Here is a 22313-nt window from a genome sequence, read left to right on the forward strand (position 1 = left end):
GCGCGGTCTTTTGTCTCAGCCCCTTCTGTCTCAGCCCCGCTCTCGCACGGCCTCAGCCCCGCTCTCGCACGGCCTCAGCCCCGCTCCCGCGCCGGTCGCGGTTGCCGCCGCGCCCACCACAGCCCGGCCGCACCGGCCGCGATCAGCGCGGCACCGGTCGCCCCGAGCGGCAGCACGTCACGGCCCACCCCGGTCCTGGGCAGTTCGTCGCCGCCCGGGGCCACCGGCTTGTTGTCGGTGCCGAGCAGCAGCGGGGTGGCCGGGGCGTTCGGGGACGGGTTCACCGTTCCGAACGGCACCGGGCCCTGCTGCCAGAACGTCTTCTTCCCGTCCTCGCCCTGGACGGGCAGACAGATCTTCCCGGCCTTGCGCAGGTCGTACGTCGCGTCGACGGCGTACGACTTCGAACTGCCTGCGGCCAGCTTGCCGACCGGGCAGTTGAAACCGCTGTTGGAACCGGCCGGCAGGTCCTTTTCGGCGATCACGGAACAGCCTTTGACGCCCGTGACCTTCAAACCGTCGAATCCGACCACCAAAAGCCTGAGGTCGCCGCTTTCCCTGCTCCCCTCGTTCTTCACCGTGGCGGTGATCGCCGTCTTCCGCGAACTGTTGTCGACCGAGATCTTCTCGGGCAGCAGCGTCGTCAGCCGCACGCCCGCCGGCGCCTCGTCGACCGCCTTTCCCCCTTTGCCGCTTCCCGGTCCCTGGTCATCGGCGGCGGCCGTCGGCGGAAGCATCATCACGGCCGAGAAAGTTGCCGTGACCAGCGATCCCGCAATGGCCGTCAAACGACGAGAACTCATGTTCGTCCCCCTTGTAACCCCCTGGACTGCGCCTGAATTCGCAGTACTTGAAGAGGTACCACAAGATTTCCCCGCACTATGCTGGTAAGGCCCGAAGTGTGACCATTGAGGGGGGTGCGGCGTAATGCCGGGTATTCCAGGGTTACTTGTGACGGGGCGGTACCGGCTGGTCGAAAGCATCGGCCAGGGGGGAATGGGGCGGGTGTGGCGGGCGGCCGACGAAATGCTGGACCGTCAGGTCGCGGTCAAGGAAATGCGCATATCCGGACTGGACCCGGAGGACGCGCGTACCCGACGTGAACGCGTACTGCGGGAGGCACGGGCGGCGGCCCGGATCGACCACCCGAACGTCGTCCGGATCTACGACGTCGTGGACGAGGAAGAACGGCTCTGGATCGTCATGGAGTTGGTGACCGGGCGCTCGCTGGAACGGATCATGGCGGAGGAGGGCCCGCTCGGGCCGCGGGAGACGGCACGGATCGGCCTCGGCCTGGTCGCGGCACTGCGGCAGGTGCACGCGGGCGGGGTGCTGCACCGGGACATCAAGCCCGGGAACGTGCTCGTCGAGCGGGCCGCGGGGCGGGTGGTGCTCACGGACTTCGGCATCGCGGCCATCCAGGACGCCACGGTGCTCACCATGGCGGGCATGCTCGTCGGCTCACCCGACTACATGGCCCCCGAGCGGGTCTCCGGGCGCCCGCAGGGTCCGCCGTCCGACATCTGGTCCCTAGGCGCGACTCTCTGCGCGGCGCTGGCCGGCCGGTCCCCGTTCGACCGCGGCTCGACATTCCCGACGCTGCACGCGGTGCTGTACGAGCAACCCGAACTCCCCGCCGCCGCGGGTCCGCTGCGGCACGTCCTGGCGGCTCTCCTGCACAAGGAACCGACGATGAGACCGGGCCTCGCCGATCTGGAGGACGCGCTGTGGCCGGTCGCCGAGCCCCCGCCGCCACCCTCGCCTCCACCCCCGGCCCGGACCGCGACCGTGACGGCGATGCCGATCCCTGCCCCGACGCCGGCTGCGACACCGCCTTCGACGCCGACCCCGACCCGGCGGGAGGCCCGTCCGGTCCCCGCGGCGCAGGCGCGCTCCCGGGGTCGTACCGTGGTGCTCGCCGTGCTGGGGCTGGCCGCCGTCGTCGCCGTGGCCGCGGTCCTGCTGGTCACCTCGTACGGCGGACAGCGGGGTGGAGCGCACTCCGCGTCGCCCCCCGTACCGCCTCCGGCCTCCGAGTCGCCCTCGACCTCCGTGGGCACCCCCACCCCGTCGCCCACCGTCGAGGGCACGTCCCGGCCGCGGAGCCTGCCGCCGGGTGTGCGCCGGGAGGCGGGCGGGTTCGCGTGGGCGCCGCCGACGGGCTGGCGGCGGGATGTGAAGACCGGCTCCGAGGTGCACTACACCGCCCCGGACGGCCGGCAGGAACTCGTCGCCAAGTCCTCCCTCGCGCGCGGCGACCTCATGACCACCTGGCGCACCTCGGAGCAGAACGCCCAGGCGGGCCGGGACTACGCCAAGATCCGCCTGGAGCGGACGACCTTCCGGAGCCACCCCGCGGTCGTCTGGGAGTACACCTTCACGCTGGGGGGCGTCCACTGGCACGCCCGGCTGCTGGGCTTCGACGCGGACGGGAAGTCCTACCAGATCAACACCTGGTACCAGCCGGAGACCGAGCCCAGGGCGCTGCCGGTCTACAACAGGGTCAGGGACGGGTTCACGGTGCTGTGACGCGCGTGAGGGGAGGGAACCGGGCCGGTTCCCTCCCCTCACGCGATCGGATCGAACGGATCGATCGGACCGCCTCGTCAGCCGACGGTCACCTCGTCGGCCTTGGCCTCGGCCTCCACAGCCGCCGGGCGGCCACCGAAGAACCGCTCCTTGACCACCGCGACCGCGATCACGGCGGCCGCGACCAGCAGCGACAGCAGCACGGTGGTACGCCCGCTGCTCTCACCCTTGGTGTCGGTCAGCATGTAGCCGAGGACGAAGACGATCAGCGCGGCCGCCGCCCAGGTCAGGTACGGGTAGAGCCACATGCGCACGACGAGCTTCTCCGGCGCCTCACGCTGGATGATCTTCCGCATCCGCAGCTGCGAGAAGCAGATGACCAGCCACACGAACAGGGCCACCGCGCCACTGGAGTTCACCAGGAAGAGGAAGACCGAGTCCGGGAACTCGTAGTTGAAGAACACGGCGACGAAGCCGAAGACCACGGAGGCGATGATCGCCGCCATCGGCACACCGCGGGAGGTGGTCCGCGCGAACATCTTCGGCGCGTCACCGCGCTGGCCCAGCGAGAACGCCATGCGGGAGGCCGTGTAGAGGCCGGAGTTCAGGCAGGACAGCACCGAGGTCAGCACGATGAAGTTCATGATCTCGCCGGCGTGCGCGATGCCGAGGGAGTCCAGGGCGGCGACGTAGGAGCCGTCCTTCTTGATGGCGGGGTCGTTCCACGGGAGCAGGGTGACGACGACCAGGATCGAGCCGAGGTAGAAGACACCGATACGCCAGATGATGCTGTTGGTCGACTTGGTGACGGCCTGCTGCGGGTTCTCCGACTCACCGGCGGCCAGTGTGGCGATCTCGCTGCCCATGAAGGAGAAGACGACGAGCAGCACACCGGTCAGGATGGCGCCGGGGCCGTGGGGCAGGAAGCCGCCGTGACCGGTGAGGTTGCCGATGTCGGCCTTGTCGGCGTGCACGCCGGGCAGCACACCGAAGATGGCGAGCGCGCCGACGACGATGAACGCGCCGATCGCGACGACCTTGATCCCGGCGAACCAGAACTCGAACTCACCGTAGGAGCCGACGGAGACCAGGTTGGTGGCGGTGAGCACGATCATCACGATCAGGGCCCAGCCCCACTGCGGTACTGCGGGTATCCACCCTTCGAGGATCTTGGCGCCGGCGGTGGCCTCCACGGCCAGCACCACCACCCAGAAGAACCAGTACAGCCAGCCGATGGAGAACCCGGCCCAGCGGCCGAGGGCTCGGTCGGCGTGCGCGGAGAACGAGCCGGAGGTGGGGTTCGCGGCAGACATCTCACCGAGCATGCGCATCACCAGCACCACGAGCGTGCCGACGAGGGCGTACGAGAGCAGGATGCCGGGGCCCGCGGTGGCGATACCGGTGCTGGAGCCGACGAAGAGTCCGGCACCGATCACACCACCGATGGCGATCATCGAAAGATGACGGTTCTTGAGGCCTGCCTGAAGTCCGGAACCAGGGGTCATGGGCGGATTTCCTTTGCGCCTGTTGGGCTTACCCGTACCGAGCGGTGTACGAGCCGGTCCAGTGAATCGGAGGTGAACCGATTCGGGAACCTTCGATTCCGGATTGTTACTTGAGGTTCCCTTGAGGTTCTATGGCCAGATTCACATTTCCGCCGATCTGTTCCCCCTGATCGACACCCTGAGCTGCTGCCCCGATACGCACATGTCACACTCGTCCCATGCGCGTGTATCTCGGCTCCGACCATGCGGGCTTCGAACTCAAGAACCACCTCGTCGAGTGGCTGAAGGCGGCGGGGCACGAGCCCGTCGACTGCGGCCCGCACATCTACGACGCCCAGGACGACTACCCGCCCTTCTGCCTGCGTGCCGCCGAGCGGACCGCCGCGGACCCCGACGCCCTCGGCATCGTGATCGGCGGCTCGGGCAACGGCGAGCAGATCGCCGCGAACAAGGTCAAGGGCGTCAGGGCCGCCCTCGCCTGGAGCGAGGAGACCGCCTCCCTCGGACGGCAGCACAACAACGCCAACGTCGTGGCCGTGGGCGCGCGCATGCACAGCGAGGAGGAGGCGACCAAGTTCGTCGAGACCTTCCTGGGCACCCCGTTCTCCGGTGACGAGCGCCACATCCGCCGCATCGACATGCTGTCGGAGTACGAGACGACGGGCGACCTGCCCCCGATCCCGGCGCACCACCCCCAGCAGGACTGAGCCCCGAGTGCCGGAAGGCCACACGATCCACCGGCTGGCGCAGGACTACGCCGGCCGGTTCATCGGCACGCGCCCGCGCGTCACCAGCCCGCAGGGGAAGTTCTCCGACGCCGCCGAACTGCTGGACGGAGCCGAGCTCACCCGGACCGAGGCCCACGGCAAGCACCTCTTCCTGGGCTTCCGTGACACCGACTGGGTCCACATCCACCTCGGCCTGTTCGGCAAGGTCGGCTTCGGGGACGCCCCGGCGCCCCCGCCCACCGACACGGTCCGCCTGCGCCTCGCGGGCGCGACCGGGTACGTCGACCTGCGGGGGCCCACCACCTGCGCCCTGATCACGGACGACGAGAAGCGGGCGATACACGGCCGGCTGGGCCCCGACCCGCTCCGCGCCGACGCCGACCCCTCGGCCGCCTGCGCCCGCGTCCGCCGCAGCCGTACGACGATCGCCGCCCTCCTCATGGACCAGAAGGTCATCGCGGGCGTCGGCAACGTCTACCGCGCCGAGATCCTCTTCCGGCACGGCATCGACCCGTACCGCGCGGGCAAGGACATCACCGCCGCCGAGTGGGCCGCGATCTGGGCCGACCTCGTGGACCTCATGCGCGAGGGCGTCCGCAACAACCGCATCGACACCGTCCGCCCCGAGCACACCCCGGAGGCCATGGGCCGCCCGCCACGCGTCGACGACCACGGCGGCGAGGTGTACGTCTACCGCCGGGCGAACCTCCCCTGCCACATCTGCGCCACCAAAATCCGCACCGCAGACCTGGCCGCCCGCAACCTCTTCTGGTGTCCGACCTGCCAGCGGCGCTGACGACAGGACCTCAGAACCCGTGCGGCAGCCAGGGCGCCACCGGTGAACCGAAAGCCAGGGCCGCCTCCGCCAGGGCACCGGGCCGCAGTTCGCGCACCCGGCCGGCGTCGGCCAGGGAGCCGAGGGAGACACCGCCCAGGTACGCCGCTCCCAACTCCCTCACCGACAGGGCGAGGTCGGCCGGGTCCTCGGTGCGGGAGCAGACCGCTCCCCTCCCGTCCCCGGTGAGCCGCCAACGGCCGTCGTTCCACGGGCAGAAGACGTCCTCCACCTCCAACACCACATCCACCGGGGCCTGATAGGTGCGCGCCTCCAGGGCCGCCCCCACGTCCACCAGCCGCAGGTGCAGCGAGTCCCGCACCAGCAGCCGGCACCGCCGGATGTCGGACACCAGGTACTGCCACGGCTCGTCCACCGGGCGGCGCCGCGCATCGACCGTCGAGGTCAGGTCGATCCCGAACAGGAACCGCCACACCGCGGCGTGCGCGGCCGGATCCACCGCCTCCAGGTCCTCCAGCACCACCCGGCCCTTCGGCCCGGCCGGCTCCCAGTCGAGCTTGACCCGGAACCGCGCGAAGCCGACCGCCTCCCCGTCACGCTCCGCCACGACGCACTGCAACGGCGACGCCCCGTCCCGCTCGCTCTCCGGGTCGAGCAGTCCGACCCGCTCCCAGCCGGGCTGCCGGGCCGGCAGCCCGGGACGCAGCGGCACCCGGTGGGCGTAGATCGCCTCGCACACGTCGAGGACGGCGTCCGGCGCGGCGTACCGGATCCGTACGTCATCGGTGCCGGGCGGCACGGACAGCCGTACCCGGGATGTGTCGATCTCCGCGTTGACGTGGTAGGTCGCCACGCCGTACCCGAACCGGCCGTAGATCACCGGCTCGGACGCGGTCAGTACCGCGAGCGGCCAGCCCCACGCCCGTACGTCGTCCAACTGCCGCCGCATCATCGACGTCAGCACCCCGCGCCGCCGGTGGGTGGCGGACACGCTCACCATCGTCACGCCCGCGGCCGGCACCGAGGCACCGCCCGGCACCGTCAGCCGGAAGGCGAACGCCCCGGCGGTGCCGACGACCTCCGCCCCGTCCCACGCGGCGAGCGACCGGTCGGTCTCGATCAGCGAGAGCCACAGCCGTCGCTCCTCGGGCGACTCCGGGACTCCACCGAAGGAGCGGATCAGACTGTCGTACCAGGTGTCCTGCTCCTCCGGCCGCACCACGCGCAGGTCGGCCGCGGGACTGCCCGCCATGTTGGTTCCCATGAGCCATGCGTACCAGGGGCCATACGGGACGAGCGACCGTTTTTCCCGCCCCGCCCCGCGCCGTGTTGGATCTCGGACGGGGGATAAGTCGGACCTCGCGTGCCAAGCGGCTGGTCCGATGGATAGGGTCCCGAACTAATGGCATCAGGAGGCGAGCGGCGCGCGAAGGCCGAGAAACTGACGGCCCGGTGGCGGATGCAGTGGCACCGGGGCCGCGTCGGCCTGCGCCGAAGCGCCGTCGACTACTTCCGCGGCGACGGCTCGGACTGGATCGCGCTCGCCGGACTGCTGCTGACCATCCCGGTCCTCGCGGCCATGACGCTCGCCAACTCGGTCTGGTGCGCACCGGCCACACTCGTGCTCCCGGTCATCGCCGGGGGACTGCTGCTGCGCCCGGCGAGCCTGCTCGGGCTCTACGCGACGGCGGCCACCGCGCTGATCGTCGAGTCGGTCCGCCTCGGGCCGTACACGGAAGGGCCGTCCCGGGTCACCCCGGGCGTCGTCCTGGTGGTCGCCGCCTGCGGATTCTTCGGACTGGTCACGGCCCAGTTCCGCAGCCGGGTCGGAGTGCCGTGGCGGCGCGGCGGCACGATGCTGTTCGACCTGCGCGAGCGGATCCGGGTGCAGAGCAAACTGCCGAAGCTGCCGCCGGGCTGGCACCGCGAGATGGCCCTGCGGCCCGCGGGCGGCCAGTCCTTCTCCGGCGACTTCGTCGTCGCGGCCCGCACGAACGGCGGCCGCACGCTGGAGGTCGTCCTCACGGACGTCTCCGGCAAGGGCATGGACGCCGCGTCCCGCGCGCTGCTGCTGTCGGGGGCGTTCGGCGGACTGCTGGGATCGCTGCCGCCGCATGCCTTCCTGCCCGCGGCCAACGGATATCTGCTGCGCCAGGACTGGGACGAGGGCTTCGCGACCTCGATCCATCTGGTCCTGGACCTCGACTCCGGGGACTACGAGCTGTACACGGCCGGACATCCGCCGGGGGTCCAGCTCAGCGCGGGCAGCGGACGCTGGGAGCAGAAGACGGCCGAGGGACCGCTGCTCGGTGTGTACGACGGTGCGCAGTTCGACTCCGTGAAGGGATCGCTCCGCCCCGGGGACGTGTTGATGGTGTTCACGGACGGTCTGGTGGAAACCTCCGACCGGGACATCGTCGAGGGCATCGACCGGCTCACCGGCGAGGCCGACCGGTATGTGGCCGGCGGCTTCCACGGCGCCGCCTGGCATCTGATCGAAGCCGTGGCCAAGGACGTCAACGACGACCGGGCGCTGCTGCTGATCTGCCGCGAGGCCGCGCACTCGTCGGCGAGCTGAGCCGCGCGGGACGGCGACGCGAGACACTGGCGCGATGACCGAGACGCATCGCAAGCTCACCTTGACCGAGGTCGAAGCCGTCGCGCGCGCCGCCCACGAGGGCCAGACGGACAAGGCGGGACGGCCGTACGCCGAACACCTGCGGGCAGTCGCGGAGGGGGTGCGGGCCCGCGGCGGCGACGAGGACCAGATCGCGGCCGCCTGGCTGCACGACGCCGTCGAGGACGACGCGCTGTCCGCGCGATGGCTCGACGAGGCCGCGCTGAGCCGCCGTACCAAGGACATCGTGTTCGCCGTCACCAAACGGGCGGGGGAGGAGCCGGAGGCCTACGCGCGCCGGATCCTGGCCACGCCCGGCGCGCTGTTGGTGAAGGAGGCCGACCTCGCGCACAACGCGGACCCGGACCGGCTCGCCGTCCTTGAACCTCCGGTCCGCGAACGGCTGACCGGGAAGTACGCGCGGATGCGGGCACTTCTCGGCCTGGCCGCCCCGGACGGCACCGCTACGCGCTGACCTTCTCGCGCACGGGTTCCGTCCGCCGGCGCTCGCGAGCGGACTCGGCCGCGTCCCGTTTGAACGCCCAGTCCATCCGCGGTTCCATGACGCACCGGAACAGGCGCCGCACCGGCGCGGTGCACAGCAGGGTGACGGCGGTGGCCGCGAGGGCGCTCACAAGGATCTCGCCGAGCGGGTGGTGCAGCCAGGAGTGCTCGAACCAGCCCTGGTGGTCGCCGTACTTCACCAGGAAGCCGTGCAGGAGATAGCCGCACAGGGTGCCCGCGCCGAGCGAGGTGAACCACATCCGCCGGCCCGGCACCCAGGCGAAGAAGCAGGCGGTCAGCGTCAGCGAGCAGGCGAGCAGGCCCACGACCATGAGCGGGCCGCACCACCAGGGCGCGCCGAACTCCTGGGCGGACTGGCGGTGATAGAGCCACGAGGTGCTCATCCGGGGCACGCTCCACCAGGCGATAGCCAGCGCGGCGGCGGCCACCGGCACCGACGCGATCCGCACCCAGCGGCGCCGCACCAGCTCGAAGTGGTGCGGCTTCATGCACAGGCCCAGCACGAAGTACGGCAGGAACTGAAGGACGCGCTGGAGGTCGAGATCGTCACCGATGCTCGGGCTGACGGACGCCAGCATGGCGAGCCCGACGGCCAGCGCGAGCGGGTGGCGGACCATCTTCCAGATGGGGGTGGTCAGCCGCCAGACGAACAGCGCGCACAGGAACCAGGTCAGGTACCAGGGATCGAGGAGGCTGATGTCCTGGTCGGGGACGTGGTTCACGAACCGGTTGAAGAGGGGGTAGGCGGTCTCGAAGACGATGTACGGCACGGCGACGCCGGTGACGAGCCGCTTCAGCCGGTCCGGGCGCATGTCGAAACTGCGCGAGAAGTAGCCGGAGATGATGATGAACGCCGGCATGTGGAAGGCGTACACGAAGCTGTACAGGGCCTCCAGGATGCGGCTGTCGTCCTTCAGCGGCTCCCAGGAGTGACCGACCGCGACGAGCACGATCGCCAGGTACTTGGCGTTGTCGAAGAACGAGTCACGCCCTTTGCCCGGTCTGGTGCCGCTTTGCTCGCTTGTCAGAGTGCGCGGGCTCGGGACTCCGTTCGCCGGCGACTGTGCCGGCGGGAGCGGCCGTCGGGACTGGCCGGGGGTCGAGGCGGCGTCAAACATCTGAGGCACCCTAGCGTCGTCCGAGGGATTTCGTAAAACCCCGATGTGAATCCTGATGAGCCCTGGTTATGGGGTTTCTGCTGCCCCGGATTCACATGAAGATGACGTCACCGGATACGTGATGGTGGGCACACTGCGTACCTTGATTCGCCCCTGATGTCCTGATTCATCCCTACTAATTGGTGCATATCGTTGTCTCTTGGTCAACGGCTCGAATTAGCGGCGCACAATATGCGTGGGCATGGAAATGATGTCGCGCAATTACCTGTGGCGATCGCGTGGGGGTGAACTCGAATTACTGTGCGGGTTGCCTTGTGGGGAGGTGTCCGCCGAGGGGCCGGACTCGACGATGTGTCATGCGCCGCATAGGCCGCCCGGGTTGGTGGCACGATGGTTGTGGTGGGGGTGCGGGGATGTACCCCCGGGCCGGGAGAGCGGACCGACCGAGGGTGTGATCAGTGTGGCCATTTCACTGTCCGTGGTACTGCTGTTGGCGATCATCCTTGTGGTCCTGATCCGGGGAGGGAGCATCAAGGCCGGGCCCGCCATCGTCGCGGTCCTGTTCGGCTTCTTCCTCGCCTCGACCGGCATGGCCCCCTCCATCCAGCGGTTCCTTGATTCGATAGCCGAGTCGATCAACTCGATCAAATTCTGACCGCCGAGAGCTGTGAACGCCGAAGGCCCAGGGAGAGAACTGCAATCTCTCACCTGGGCCTTCGGGCACAGAGCGGGCGACGGGAATCGAACCCGCGTAGCTAGTTTGGAAGACTAGTGCTCTACCATTGAGCTACGCCCGCGCAGGACGCGCCGCAGGTCGAACCGACCGCGGCACAGGAGGCATCGTAGCGGGTGGAACACCGTCGGCGCACACTCCCCGCCGTGTCGCGCCACCCCGCACCCCGCCGCTCACCGAATGCGGCGGCCGTACTGTCCGCGGGCATGTACCCTACGTGTCGCACCAGACGGGGTGTGGCGCAGCTTGGTAGCGCGTCCGCTTTGGGAGCGGAAGGCCGTGGGTTCAAATCCCGCCACCCCGACCACCGGCCGAGAACGTTCGTCCGTCCCGTCCGATGATCGGCTTTTGGGGCGCTCAGCTGCTGCGGTTACTATGCAAGCTGCGTGCCCGTGTGTCCCGGCCCACTAGGCCTACGAACTCCCCCGGGCGGCGAGATCCGCCGGACCTTTCTGGCTCCGGCGAAACCCAAGAAGTCAGCCACAAGGAGACCGAACCGTGAAGAGCGCCGTGGAGACCCTGAACCCGACCCGGGTTCGGCTCACTGTCGAGGTGCCCTTCGAGGAGCTCAAGGACAGCCTCGACGCGGCGTACAAGAAGATCAACCAGCAGGTCACGGTGAAGGGCTTCCGCAAGGGCAAGATCCCCGCCCGCGTCATCGACCAGCGGTTCGGCCGTGGTGCGGTGCTGGAGGAGGCCGTCAACGACGCGCTTCCGAAGTTCTACACCGAGGCGGTCAACGAGGCCGAGCTGAGCCCGCTGGGCCAGCCCGAGGTGGACATCACCGAGCTGAAGGACGGCGAGACGCTGAACTTCACCGCCGAGGTCGACGTCCGCCCGGCCGTGGAGATCCCGGACTACTCGGGCATCGAGGTCGAGGTCGACGCGGTCGAGGTCACCGACGAGGACATCGAGAAGTCGGTCGAGCAGCTCCGTGAGCGCTTCGCCTCCACCTCCCCGGTCGAGCGCGCCGCCGAGGACGGCGACGTCGTCACCATCGACCTGGAGGCCAAGGTCGAGGGCGAGATCCTGGAGGACGGCGTCGCCAACGGCGTCTCCTACACCATCGGTTCCGGCGAACTGCTCGACGGCATCGACGACGCCGTGAAGGGCCTGGAGGCCGGTGGCGAGGCCACCTTCGCCTCCGAGCTCAAGGGCGGCTCCGCGGCCGGCAAGGAGGCCGAGGTCAGCGTCAAGGTGACCCAGGTCGCCGCGCGTGAACTGCCTGCGCTGGACGACGAGTTCGCGCAGCTCGCCTCGGAGTTCGACACGCTTGAGGAGCTGAAGGCCGACAGCCGCAAGCGCCTTGAGAACATGAAGCAGTACGACCAGGCCACGCAGGCCCAGGAGCGTGTCCTGGAGAAGCTGCTCGAACTGGTCGAGGTGCCCGTCCCCGAGAAGCTCCTCGAGGACGAGGTCAACACCCGTAAGCACAACCTCGAGCACCACCAGCTCGGGCAGATGGGCCTGACCCTCGACAAGTACCTGGAGATCCAGGGCAAGACCGCCGAGGAGTTCGAGACCGAGACCCGCGAGGCCGCGGTCAAGGGCATCAAGACCCAGTTCGTCCTCGACGAGCTGGTCAAGACGCAGAAGCTGAACGTCAACCAGGAGGAGCTCACCGAGCACCTCATGCGTCGCGCCGCCTCCTCCGGCATGTCCCCCGACCAGTTCGCCCAGGCCGTCGTCGAGGGTGGCCAGGTGCCCCTCCTCGTCGGCGAGGTCGCCCGCGGCAAGGCCCTGGCCGTCGTGGTCGAGGCCGCCACGGTGAAGGACACCAACGGCGAGATCATCGACCTGGACGACGAGGACGACGAGACCGAGGTCGAGGCCGCCGAGGCCGAGACCACCGAGGGCTGACCCCCACGGCACCCCTGAAACACCCCGCACGGGCCCCGAGGAACTCTCCTCGGGGCCCGTCGCACATCCCGGCCCGGGAGGAGCGAGGAACAGCCCGGGGCGCGGACACCGGGCTACGGCCACTGCTACGGGCGTGCACGGCCACCGGCGCGGGGCCCGTCGCACATCCCGGCCCCGGGGAGGAGCGAGGAACAGCCGCACCGGGGCTGCGGCCACTGCCACGGGCGTGTACGGCCACCGGCGGCGCCATCCGGTACCGGACGCTCGGCCTCCTGGGCCGCCCCGGGTGCGGGCGCTGTGGTCGCCCTGGGGGCGCATGAGCGTCACTGCCGCGCCTGCACCGCCCCGGCACCCGAGCCCCGCCCCCGACGGCCGGGCCACGCGCCCCCTCCGCATCCACACCTGCCCGGCCCCCGGCCCCCGGCCCCGGCCCATCGCCGCAGCCGCCCCCGCGCGCTGCCCCGTACCGGCGTCGTCTCCCCACCTGCATCGCCTTGGTGGCCGCCCTCGGGGCCCGCACACCAGTGACCGGACCGCGCGCCACTGGTCCGCATTCCACACCTGGCCCCAGCCTCACCGGGCCTCGCCTCCGGCCGTCGCCGCCCCCGCCCCCGCGCGCTCGCTTGTACCGGCGTCGACTCCACGCCTGCACCGCCCCCTGGTGCCCGCGCCCCGGGCCTCGCCGCAGGCGGCCGGCCCGCGCGCCACCGCGGGCACGTCCCCCTGCCCCGGCACCGTCGTGCTCCCGCCACCACCCGCGCGTCTGCCCCGCCCCCCGGCACCCTCCACCACCCGCGTCCGTCCCGCCCCCCGCCCCCCGGCACCCTGTGCGCCCATCACCACCCGCGCGTCTGCCCCCCCCCGGCACCCCCCACCACCCGCGTCCGTCCCGCCCCCCCCGCCACTCTGTGCGCCCACCACCACCGCGCATCCGCCCCGCGCCCCCTCACCGCGACGCCCCGCCAACCCCCGCCCCCTCCTCCTCCCCGAGGGGATGCGTCGCGCTCGTACACCCCCCGCCCCGCAGGTCCCCCTCGCTACGCCCCCGGCGAACACCCCCTTCCGCGGGATTCCCCGAAGGGACCCGCGCGTTAGGGTCCTTGAATACGAGGGCAGGGGAGTCTCCCGAAAGCCCCCGGCAGGATTACGCAGGATTACGCAGGAACACGCGAGACGGCCCGGCGCCGTCGTAAGACGAGCAGGTGGATACGTGACGAATCTGATGCCCTCCGCCGCCGGCGAGCCTTCCTTCGGCGGTGGCCTCGGCGACCAGGTCTACAACCGGCTGCTCGGCGAGCGGATCATCTTCCTCGGGCAGCAGGTGGACGACGACATCGCCAACAAGATCACCGCCCAGCTGCTGCTCCTCGCCGCCGATCCGAACAAGGATGTCTACCTCTACATCAACAGCCCCGGCGGTTCGGTGACGGCCGGCATGGCGATCTACGACACCATGCAGTACATCCCGAACGACGTGGTCACGATCGGCATGGGCATGGCGGCCTCGATGGGCCAGTTCCTGCTCACCGGCGGCACCGCCGGCAAGCGCTTCGCCCTGCCGCACACGGACATCATGATGCACCAGGGCTCCGCGGGCCTGGGCGGTACGGTCTCGGACATCAAGATCCAGGCCCAGTACCTGCTGCGCACGAAGAAGACGATGTCCGAGCTGACCGCGCTGCACTCCGGTCAGACCGTCGAGACGATCATCCGCGACGGTGACCGCGACCGCTGGTTCACCCCGGAAGAGGCCAAGGAGTACGGCCTCATCGACGAGATCATCACGCATGCCTCCGGTGTTCCGGGAGGCGGCGGCACCGGTGCCTGACCGGCCCGGCCACGCCACGCTCCGCCGAGAACCCAGCCCCCAGAACGCCACCAGGACGGTGAACACGCACATGAGCAACTTCCCCGGCGCCGCCAGCGGCCTCTACGAAGGGCCGCGGCCCGAGAGCCGTTACGTCATCCCGCGCTTCGTCGAGCGCACCTCCCAGGGCGTCCGCGAGTACGACCCCTACGCGAAGCTCTTCGAAGAGCGAGTGATCTTCCTCGGCGTCCAGATCGACGACGCCTCCGCCAACGACGTCATGGCGCAGCTGCTGTGCCTGGAGTCGATGGACCCCGACCGGGACATCTCGATCTACATCAACAGCCCCGGCGGCGACATGACCGCGCTGACGGCGATCTACGACACGATGCAGTTCGTGAAGCCGGACATCCAGACGGTCTGCATGGGCCAGGCGGCCTCCGCCGCGGCCATCCTGCTCGCCGCCGGTACGCCCGGCAAGCGCATGGCGCTGCCGAACTCGCGCGTCCTCATCCACCAGCCGGCCGGCTCCACCGGCCGCGGTCAGCTCTCCGACCTGGAGATCATCGCCAACGAGTTCACCCGGATGCGGACGCAGCTCGAGGAGATGCTCTCCAAGCACACCCACCGGCCGATCGAGAAGGTCCGCGAGGACATCGAGCGCGACAAGATCCTCACGGCCGAGGAAGCGCTGGAGTACGGCATCGTCGACCAGATCATCTCCACCCGGAAGATGAACAACGCCGACGTCCGCTGACGCGGAACACCCTCCCTCGGGCCCTCCCCGAACCAGCCCTCTGTGGCCCTTGGCACGGTCCACGTCAAAGTGAACCGTGCCAAGGGGGGCCCGAACGGGGGGCCCGGCAAGGTACCGTCGGACATAAGGCAGCACCAGGAGCCGCTGGATTCGAAAGCGTCCAGGCGTCTCCCAGGCGAAGGGGAAGCACACCGTGGCACGCATCGGTGACGGCGGCGATCTGCTCAAGTGCTCGTTCTGCGGCAAGAGCCAGAAGCAGGTCAAGAAGCTCATCGCAGGGCCCGGTGTGTACATCTGCGACGAGTGCATCGATCTCTGCAACGAGATCATCGAGGAGGAACTCGCCGAGACGAGCGAGGTGCGCTGGGAGGAACTCCCCAAGCCCCGCGAGATCTACGAGTTCCTGGAGGGCTACGTGGTCGGCCAGGAGGCCGCCAAGAAGGCCCTCTCCGTCGCGGTGTACAACCACTACAAGCGGGTCCAGGCAGGCGAGAACGGCGGCGCCCAAGGCCGTGACGACGCCATCGAGTTGGCGAAGTCGAACATCCTGCTGCTGGGTCCCACGGGCTCCGGCAAGACACTCCTCGCGCAGACCCTGGCGCGCATGCTGAACGTCCCCTTCGCCATCGCGGACGCGACGGCGCTGACGGAGGCGGGCTATGTCGGCGAGGACGTAGAGAACATCCTCCTCAAGCTGATTCAGGCGGCGGACTACGACGTCAAGAAGGCCGAGACCGGGATCATCTACATCGACGAGATCGACAAGGTCGCGCGGAAGAGCGAGAACCCCTCCATCACCCGCGACGTGTCGGGCGAGGGCGTGCAGCAGGCCCTGCTCAAGATCCTCGAAGGCACCACCGCCTCGGTGCCCCCGCAGGGCGGCCGCAAGCATCCGCACCAGGAGTTCATCCAGATCGACACGACGAACGTCCTGTTCATCGTGGGCGGCGCGTTCTCCGGACTGGAGAAGATCATCGAGTCGCGGGCCGGCGCGAAGGGCATCGGCTTCGGCGCCACGATCCGCTCCAAGCGCGAGCTCGAGTCCAAGGACATCTTCGAGGACGTCATGCCGGAGGACCTGGTCAAGTTCGGCATGATCCCCGAGTTCATCGGCCGGCTCCCGGTGATCACGTCGGTCCACAACCTGGACCGCGAGGCCCTTCTCCAGATCCTGGTCGAGCCGCGCAACGCCCTGGTCAAGCAGTACCAGCGCCTCTTCGAACTCGACGGCGTGGAGCTGGACTTCGAGCGCGAGGCCCTGGAGGCCATCGCCGACCAGGCCATCCTCCGTCAGACCGGCGCCCGCGGCCTGCGCGCCATCATGGAGGAGGTCCTCATGTCGGTGATGTACGAGGTCCCGTCCCGCAACGACGTGGCCCGCGTCGTCATCACGGCGGACGTCGTCCACTCCAACGTCAACCCCACCCTGATCCCGCGCGACGCCCGCGGCCGGGGCTCCGGGGAGCAGAAGTCGGCCTGAGCCTCACAGCACCGACGGGCAGACACCCCTGCATCGGGTGCCTGCCCGTCGGCGTGTTGGCCAAGTGGTGAGCGGATCGAGCCAGACTTCGGACGGGAAGTTGAGGTCGGTGTGTGTTCATGATCGAGTCAACCCGACCGAGCCGGACATGCATTCGAATGTCCGGCTGTGCAAAACGGGAGGACTCACAATGACGTTCCAGAGAGCCAAGCGCATGGCTGCCGCGGCGGGTGTCGTGCTGGCGGCTGGTGCTCTGCCCATCCTCGTGGCATCACCGGCGAGTGCCACGCAGAGCAGTTGCTCCAACTACGTCGCAGGCCACGGATACCTCGTCGGTCCGAAGGTAAAGGCGGCGTGCAGCCACGGGGCGATCGACACCGGCCTGGGCAAGGCGGCCAACCCCGCCTGCGTCGTGGCCCTGGCCAGGATCGACGTGAAGAGCGCGGTGTCGGTGCCCGCCTGCGTGCGGGCCTGACCGTACGGGCGAAGGCGGCTCATCGCCATGAGCCGCCTTCTGCTACGGGGGATGCTGGGCGCGAGTCCTTACGCCTTGACGCGGATGTCGTTGCGCAGCTTGGCCGCGAGGTCTGCCGTGTCGGCGACCGAACCGCCGTCGCCCGCGGCCAGGGAGGCGAAGCTGAACGCCGAGACGAAGGCGGCCGTGCTGTGGTCGGCCCAGATGCACAGGGGCAGTTTCACGGTCTTAGGGGCGCTTGAGGAGGGCGAGTCGGAGTTGTCGATCTGGGCCACCTGACACTTCATGATCCCGTTCGAGAAGCCCTCCGGCTTCACCTCCTCGGGAGTGCCGACCAGCTTGCTGTCTCCAGCGTCCTTGTCCTTCTCGGACTCGGACTTGACATGGGCGAACATGGCGTCGACGACGGCCTCGGGGTCGGCGATCGTTCCGTACACACCGCCGAAGGAAATGGTCTTCACGGAGATGCCCGAGCCGTTCTGGTACCCGGCGCTGACGTCCTTGGCGCCCTTCACGCCCCACTTCTCGAAGTCCTTGATGTCGGAGTCGGTCATGTCATCCGAGGTGTTCGCGCTGTCCGACTTCTCGTACGTCCCGTTGATGATCTTGGCCGGCGTCGTCAGCTTGTGCGGGCCGTCGTCCGCGACGTCCGAGCCGCTCTTGCTGCCCGTGCCGAGGACGAAGTAGACGCCCACCGCGACCGCGGCCACCACGGCCACCGCTCCGATGATCAGCCCCGTCTTCTTCTTGCCGCCGCCCGGCGCCGGCGGCTGCGCGACGTAGCCGCCCTGGCCGTAGGGGGCCGCGGGCTGGCCGTACGGGTTCGGCTGGGGCGGGACTCCCTGCTGGGGGTAGCCGTAACCGGGCTGGGGCTGGCCCGCGGGAGCCTGCTGGGGGTAGCCGTAGCCGGGCTGGGGTGCCTGCGGCTGCTGGCCGTAGGGACCCGGCTGGCCGTACGGTCCAGGCTGCTGGGGCTGACCGCCGTACGGGCCCGGCTGGTTGTGACTCATTGCTGGGTTCCCCTCCAGATGCTTATGTGTTCCTGACATCCTGACCCAGGGCCGGCGACCACCAGGCACCGGGGGTCTCACCGTTACAGAACAAAGGCGTTTCGGGACGGCCCCGTGACACCTCTAAACTGACTCCCGTGACCGAGAACACTCAGCAGCAGCAACCAGCGCCCGACACCGAACTGCCGACCCAGTACGCGCCGGCCGACGTAGAGGGGTCGCTGTACGAGCGCTGGGTAGAGCGGGGTTACTTCGAGGCGGACGCGAAGAGCGACAAGCCCGCGTACACCGTCGTCATCCCGCCCCCGAACGTCACCGGCAGCCTGCACCTGGGCCACGCCTTCGAGCACACCCTCATCGACGCCCTCACCCGCCGCAAGCGCATGCAGGGCTTCGAGACGCTGTGGCAGCCGGGCATGGACCACGCCGGTATCGCCACGCAGAACGTCGTCGAGCGGGAGCTCGGCAAGGAGGGCAAGTCGCGGCACGACCTCGGCCGTGAGGCGTTCGTCGAGCGCGTCTGGCAGTGGAAGGGCGAGTCCGGCGGCCAGATCAGCGGCCAGATGCGCCGGCTCGGCGACGGCGTCGCCTGGTCGCGCGAGCGCTTCACCATGGACGAGGGCCTCTCCCAGGCCGTCCAGACCATCTTCAAGCGGCTCTACGACGACGAGCTGATCTACCGCGCCGAGCGCATCATCAACTGGTGCCCGCGCTGTCTCACCGCGATCTCCGACATCGAGGTCGAGTACCAGGACGACGACGGCGAGCTCGTCTCCATGACGTACGGCGAGGGCGACGAGACGATCGTCGTCGCCACCACCCGCGCCGAGACGATGCTCGGCGACACCGCCGTCGCCGTCCACCCGGACGACGAGCGGTACAAGCACCTCATCGGCAAGCTCATCAAGCTGCCGCTGACCGACCGCTCCATCCCGGTCGTCGCGGACACGCACGTCGACCCCGAGTTCGGCACCGGCGCCGTCAAGGTGACCCCGGCCCACGACCCGAACGACTTCGAGATCGGCCAGCGTCACGACCTGCCGTCCATCACCGTCATGGACGAGCACGCCGTCATCACCACCCCCGGCCCCTTCCAGGGCCTGGACCGCCTGGAGGCCCGCTCGGCCATCGTCGGCGCGCTGCGCGCCGAGGGCCGGATCGTCGCCGAGAAGCGGCCGTACAGCCACTCCGTCGGCCACTGCTCGCGCTGCAAGACCACCATCGAGCCGCGCCTGTCCATGCAGTGGTGGGTCAAGGTCGGCCCGCTCGCCAAGGCCGCCGGTGACGCGGTCCGCGACGGCAAGGTCAAGATCCACCCCCAGGAGATGGAGAAGCGGTACTTCGACTGGGTCGACAACCTCCACGACTGGTGCATCTCGCGCCAGTTGTGGTGGGGCCACCGGATTCCCGTCTGGTACGGCCCGGACGGCGAGGTCGTCTGCGTCGGCCCCGACGAGCAGCCGCCGAGCGGCGAGGGCTGGCACCAGGACACCGACGTCCTCGACACCTGGTTCTCCTCCGGCCTGTGGCCCTTCTCCACCATGGGCTGGCCCGAACAGACCGAGTCGCTCGCGAAGTTCTACCCGAACTCCGTCCTGGTCACCGGCTACGACATCCTCTTCTTCTGGGTCGCCCGGATGATGATGTTCGGCCTGTACGCGATGGACGGCACCCCGCCGTTCCACACCATCGCCCTGCACGGCATGGTCCGCGACCAGTTCGGCAAGAAGATGTCGAAGTCCTTCGGCAACGCGGTCAACCCGCTCGACTGGATGGACAAGTACGGCTCCGACGCGCTCCGCTTCACCCTCGCGCGCGGCGCCAACCCCGGCGTCGACGTCCCGATCGGCGAGGACTGGGTCCAGGGCTCCCGCAACTTCGCCAACAAGATCTGGAACGCCACCCGCTTCGCGCTGATGAACGGCGCCACGGTGGACGGCCCGCTGCCGGACCCGGCGAAGCTGTCGGCGACCGACCGCTGGATCCTCTCCCGCCTGAACTCGGTCGTCGCGGAAGTCGACGCGTTCTACGAGGACTTCCAGTTCGCCAAGCTGTCCGACGCCCTCTTCCACTTCGCGTGGGACGAGGTCTTCGACTGGTACGTCGAGCTGTCCAAGACCACGTTCCAGGCGGGCGGCGAGGCGGCCGAGGTCTCCAAGCGCGTCCTCGGCGAGGTCCTCGACGTCACCCTCAGGCTGCTGCACCCGGTCGTCCCGTTCGTCACCGAGACCCTCTGGACCACCCTCACGGGCGGTGAGTCGGTCGTCATCGCCGAGTGGCCCGCCGACAGCGGCTTCCGGGACGCGGCGGCCGAGCGGGAGATCGAGTCCCTCCAGTCCGTCATCACCGAGGTCCGCCGCTTCCGCAACGACCAGGGACTCCAGCCCGGCCAGCGGGTCCCGGCCCGGCTCACCCTGGACGGCACCGCGCTGGCCCCGCACGAGGCGGCCATCCGCCAGCTCCTGCGGCTCCAGCCGGAGGGCGAGGGCTTCACCGCCACGGCCACCCTCCCGGTGGCCGGCGCCGAGGTCGCCCTCGACCTCTCCGGCACCATCGACGTGGCGGCGGAGCGCAAGCGCCTCGCCAAGGACCTGGCGGCGGCGGAGAAGGAGAAGACCCAGGCCACGGCGAAGCTCGGCAACGAGGCGTTCCTCGCCAAGGCCCCCGATCAGGTGGTCGACAAGATCCGCACCCGGCTCGCCAAGGCGGACGAGGACATCGCCCGCCTCCAGGCCCAGCTGGACAAGCTGCCGGCGGCGTAACGGCCCGTACGACGGCGAAGGCCCCCGGAACCACACGGTCCGGGGGCCTTCCCCACCCCTGTCGGTGGCGCTCCGTAGACTGGCCCCGTGAGCGACCTCCCCCACGACAGCAGCGACCAGCCCGACCCCCTCGATCCCTTCGAAGAGATCATCGCCGAGGCGACCGATCGCGACCCCGACCTGGCGGTCATCGAGGCCGGCAGCCGCACCCTGCGCACCCAGGGCGGCACGCCGCAGGCCGACGTACCCACGAGGCCCGAGGACCCCGAGGTCGACAAGGCCCTGCGTGAGGTCGAGGCCGAGCTGGCCACCCGCTGGGGCGAGACCAAGCTGGAGCCGTCCGTCGCCCGCATCTCCGCGCTGATGGACGTACTGGGGGAGCCGCAGCGGGCGTACCCCTCGATCCACATCACGGGGACCAACGGCAAGACGTCCACCGCCCGCATGATCGAGGCCCTGCTCGGCGCCTTCGAACTGCGCACCGGCCGCTACACGTCCCCGCACGTCCAGTCGGTCACCGAGCGCATCAGCCTGGACGGCGCCCCGATCTCCGCCGAGCGGTTCATCGAGACGTACGAGGACATCAAGCCGTACGTCGAGATGGTCGACGCCCAGCAGGAGTACCGGCTGTCCTTCTTCGAGGTGCTCACCGGCATGGCGTACGCCGCGTTCGCGGACGCGCCGGTCGACGTGGCCGTGGTCGAGGTCGGTATGGGCGGCAGCTGGGACGCGACGAACGTGATCGACGGCGACGTCGCCGTGGTCACCCCCATCGACCTGGACCACACCGACCGGCTCGGCGAGACCCCCGCCGCGATCGCCACCGAGAAGGCCGGCATCGTCAAGCAGGACGCCACGGTCATCATGGCCCAGCAGCCGGTGGACGCGGCCCAGGTGCTGCTGAAGAAGGCGGTCGAGGTCGACGCGACGGTGGCCCGGGAGGGCCTGGAGTTCGGCGTCGTGGACCGCCGGATCGCCGTCGGCGGGCAGCTCCTCACCCTGCGCGGCCTCGGCGGCGAGTACCCCGAGGTGTACCTCCCGCTGCACGGCGCCCACCAGGCGCACAACGCGGCCGTGGCGCTCGCGGCGGTGGAGGCGTTCTTCGGGATCGGCGCGCAGCGCGCCGAGACGCTGTCGATCGACACGGTCCGCAAGGCGTTCGCCGCGGTGTCCTCCCCGGGCCGCCTGGAGGTGGTACGCCGCTCGCCCACGATCGTCCTGGACGCCGCCCACAACCCGGCGGGCGCGCGGGCCGCGGCCGAGGCGGTCGGCGAGGCCTTCGACTTCAGCCGTCTGATCGGTGTCGTGGGCGCGAGCGGCGACAAGAACGTGCGCGGGCTGCTGGAGGCGTTCGAGCCGATCTTCGCGGAGGTCGTAGTCACCCAGAACTCCACCCACCGTGCCATGGACGCCGACGAGCTGGCCGCGATCGCCGTCGAGGTGTTCGGCGACGACCGGGTCCAGGTCGAGCCGCGGCTGCCCGACGCCCTGGAGGCGGCGATCACGCTGGCCGAGGAGGAGGGCGAGTTCGCCGGCGGCGGAGTGCTGGTCACCGGCTCGGTCATCACGGTGGGCGAGGCCCGCCTGCTGCTGGGCAAGGGCTGAGGAGGA

At 69.7% G+C, this 22313-nt stretch carries 18 protein-coding genes and 2 tRNA genes; 14 read left to right on the forward strand and 6 right to left on the reverse strand.

What is annotated here, in order from left to right; genetic code table 11:
• Positions 1-74 precede the first annotated feature (74 nt).
• Positions 75-803, reverse strand: coding sequence for a hypothetical protein (locus ACIPK3_RS01540; RefSeq protein ID WP_402565602.1), 729 nt, complete (start codon positions 801-803; stop codon positions 75-77).
• 124 nt (positions 804-927) lie between these two features.
• On the opposite strand from ACIPK3_RS01540, the gene ACIPK3_RS01545 reads away from it, so the two are divergent.
• Complete coding sequence (locus ACIPK3_RS01545) at positions 928-2529, forward strand: serine/threonine-protein kinase (RefSeq protein ID WP_402565604.1); 1602 nt, start codon at positions 928-930, stop codon at positions 2527-2529.
• A 77-nt stretch (positions 2530-2606) separates the two neighbouring features.
• Here ACIPK3_RS01545 and ACIPK3_RS01550 read toward each other — a convergent pair whose 3' ends face one another.
• A complete protein-coding gene (locus tag ACIPK3_RS01550) occupies positions 2607-4034 on the reverse strand; it encodes an amino acid permease (protein ID WP_402565606.1) in 1428 nt (475 codons plus the stop codon).
• A 218-nt stretch (positions 4035-4252) separates the two neighbouring features.
• On the opposite strand from ACIPK3_RS01550, the gene ACIPK3_RS01555 reads away from it, so the two are divergent.
• Both ACIPK3_RS01555 and ACIPK3_RS01560 read left to right on the forward strand, forming a co-directional pair.
• Complete coding sequence (locus ACIPK3_RS01555; RefSeq protein ID WP_402565607.1) at positions 4253-4741, forward strand: ribose-5-phosphate isomerase; 489 nt, start codon at positions 4253-4255, stop codon at positions 4739-4741.
• A 7-nt stretch (positions 4742-4748) separates the two neighbouring features.
• Complete coding sequence (locus tag ACIPK3_RS01560; protein ID WP_402565609.1) at positions 4749-5558, forward strand: Fpg/Nei family DNA glycosylase; 810 nt, start codon at positions 4749-4751, stop codon at positions 5556-5558.
• 10 nt (positions 5559-5568) lie between these two features.
• Here ACIPK3_RS01560 and ACIPK3_RS01565 read toward each other — a convergent pair whose 3' ends face one another.
• A complete protein-coding gene (locus ACIPK3_RS01565; RefSeq protein WP_402565611.1) occupies positions 5569-6822 on the reverse strand; it encodes a GNAT family N-acetyltransferase in 1254 nt (417 codons plus the stop codon).
• Positions 6823-6960: 138 nt separating this feature from the next.
• Between ACIPK3_RS01565 and ACIPK3_RS01570 the strand changes: the two genes are divergently transcribed.
• Both ACIPK3_RS01570 and ACIPK3_RS01575 read left to right on the forward strand, forming a co-directional pair.
• Complete coding sequence (locus ACIPK3_RS01570) at positions 6961-8136, forward strand: PP2C family protein-serine/threonine phosphatase (protein ID WP_402565612.1); 1176 nt, start codon at positions 6961-6963, stop codon at positions 8134-8136.
• A gap of 34 nt (positions 8137-8170) precedes the next feature.
• On the forward strand, positions 8171-8650 hold the full coding sequence (locus ACIPK3_RS01575; RefSeq protein WP_402565614.1) for an HD domain-containing protein: 480 nt from the start codon (positions 8171-8173) through the stop codon (positions 8648-8650).
• Here the strand turns inward: ACIPK3_RS01575 and ACIPK3_RS01580 are convergent.
• The gene (locus tag ACIPK3_RS01580) at positions 8640-9818 is read right to left on the reverse strand and encodes an acyltransferase family protein (protein WP_402565616.1); all 1179 of its coding nucleotides are present in this window, start codon (positions 9816-9818) and stop codon (positions 8640-8642) included. The genes ACIPK3_RS01575 and ACIPK3_RS01580 overlap by 11 nt on opposite strands.
• Before the next feature lie 460 nt (positions 9819-10278).
• Between ACIPK3_RS01580 and ACIPK3_RS01585 the strand changes: the two genes are divergently transcribed.
• A complete protein-coding gene (locus ACIPK3_RS01585; protein ID WP_402565618.1) occupies positions 10279-10473 on the forward strand; it encodes a hypothetical protein in 195 nt (64 codons plus the stop codon).
• Positions 10474-10544: 71 nt separating this feature from the next.
• On the opposite strand, the gene ACIPK3_RS01590 is transcribed toward ACIPK3_RS01585, so the two are convergent.
• Positions 10545-10615 (reverse strand) — tRNA-Gly (locus ACIPK3_RS01590).
• 166 nt (positions 10616-10781) lie between these two features.
• Here ACIPK3_RS01590 and ACIPK3_RS01595 point away from each other — a divergent pair.
• From ACIPK3_RS01595 to ACIPK3_RS01620, 6 genes are all read left to right on the forward strand, one after another.
• Positions 10782-10858: transfer RNA gene (locus ACIPK3_RS01595), tRNA-Pro, on the forward strand.
• Between the two features lie 191 nt (positions 10859-11049).
• Positions 11050-12411 (forward strand): trigger factor, encoded by a 1362-nt coding sequence (gene tig / locus ACIPK3_RS01600; protein WP_402565620.1) that lies wholly within the window; start codon positions 11050-11052, stop codon positions 12409-12411.
• 1222 nt (positions 12412-13633) lie between these two features.
• On the forward strand, positions 13634-14239 hold the full coding sequence (locus ACIPK3_RS01605) for an ATP-dependent Clp protease proteolytic subunit (protein ID WP_402566832.1): 606 nt from the start codon (positions 13634-13636) through the stop codon (positions 14237-14239).
• 70 nt (positions 14240-14309) lie between these two features.
• Positions 14310-14975 carry an ATP-dependent Clp protease proteolytic subunit gene (locus tag ACIPK3_RS01610; protein WP_402565621.1) on the forward strand — a complete coding sequence of 222 codons (666 nt, stop codon included), beginning with the start codon at positions 14310-14312 and terminating at the stop codon, positions 14973-14975.
• Between the two features lie 193 nt (positions 14976-15168).
• The gene (clpX, locus tag ACIPK3_RS01615; protein ID WP_402565623.1) at positions 15169-16455 is read left to right on the forward strand and encodes an ATP-dependent Clp protease ATP-binding subunit ClpX; all 1287 of its coding nucleotides are present in this window, start codon (positions 15169-15171) and stop codon (positions 16453-16455) included.
• Positions 16456-16645: 190 nt separating this feature from the next.
• Positions 16646-16930 (forward strand): hypothetical protein, encoded by a 285-nt coding sequence (locus ACIPK3_RS01620; protein ID WP_402565625.1) that lies wholly within the window; start codon positions 16646-16648, stop codon positions 16928-16930.
• A 68-nt stretch (positions 16931-16998) separates the two neighbouring features.
• Here the strand turns inward: ACIPK3_RS01620 and ACIPK3_RS01625 are convergent, their stop codons facing one another.
• A complete protein-coding gene (locus ACIPK3_RS01625) occupies positions 16999-17940 on the reverse strand; it encodes a hypothetical protein (protein ID WP_402565626.1) in 942 nt (313 codons plus the stop codon).
• A 137-nt stretch (positions 17941-18077) separates the two neighbouring features.
• On the opposite strand from ACIPK3_RS01625, the gene ACIPK3_RS01630 reads away from it, so the two are divergent.
• Both ACIPK3_RS01630 and ACIPK3_RS01635 read left to right on the forward strand, forming a co-directional pair.
• Complete coding sequence (locus tag ACIPK3_RS01630; RefSeq protein ID WP_402565628.1) at positions 18078-20702, forward strand: valine--tRNA ligase; 2625 nt, start codon at positions 18078-18080, stop codon at positions 20700-20702.
• Positions 20703-20789: 87 nt separating this feature from the next.
• The gene (locus tag ACIPK3_RS01635; protein ID WP_402565629.1) at positions 20790-22307 is read left to right on the forward strand and encodes a bifunctional folylpolyglutamate synthase/dihydrofolate synthase; all 1518 of its coding nucleotides are present in this window, start codon (positions 20790-20792) and stop codon (positions 22305-22307) included.
• The last annotated feature ends 6 nt before the right edge of the window (positions 22308-22313 follow it).

The organism is Streptomyces sp. NPDC086787, from assembly GCF_044745865.1.
GTDB lineage: Bacteria > Actinomycetota > Actinomycetes > Streptomycetales > Streptomycetaceae > Streptomyces.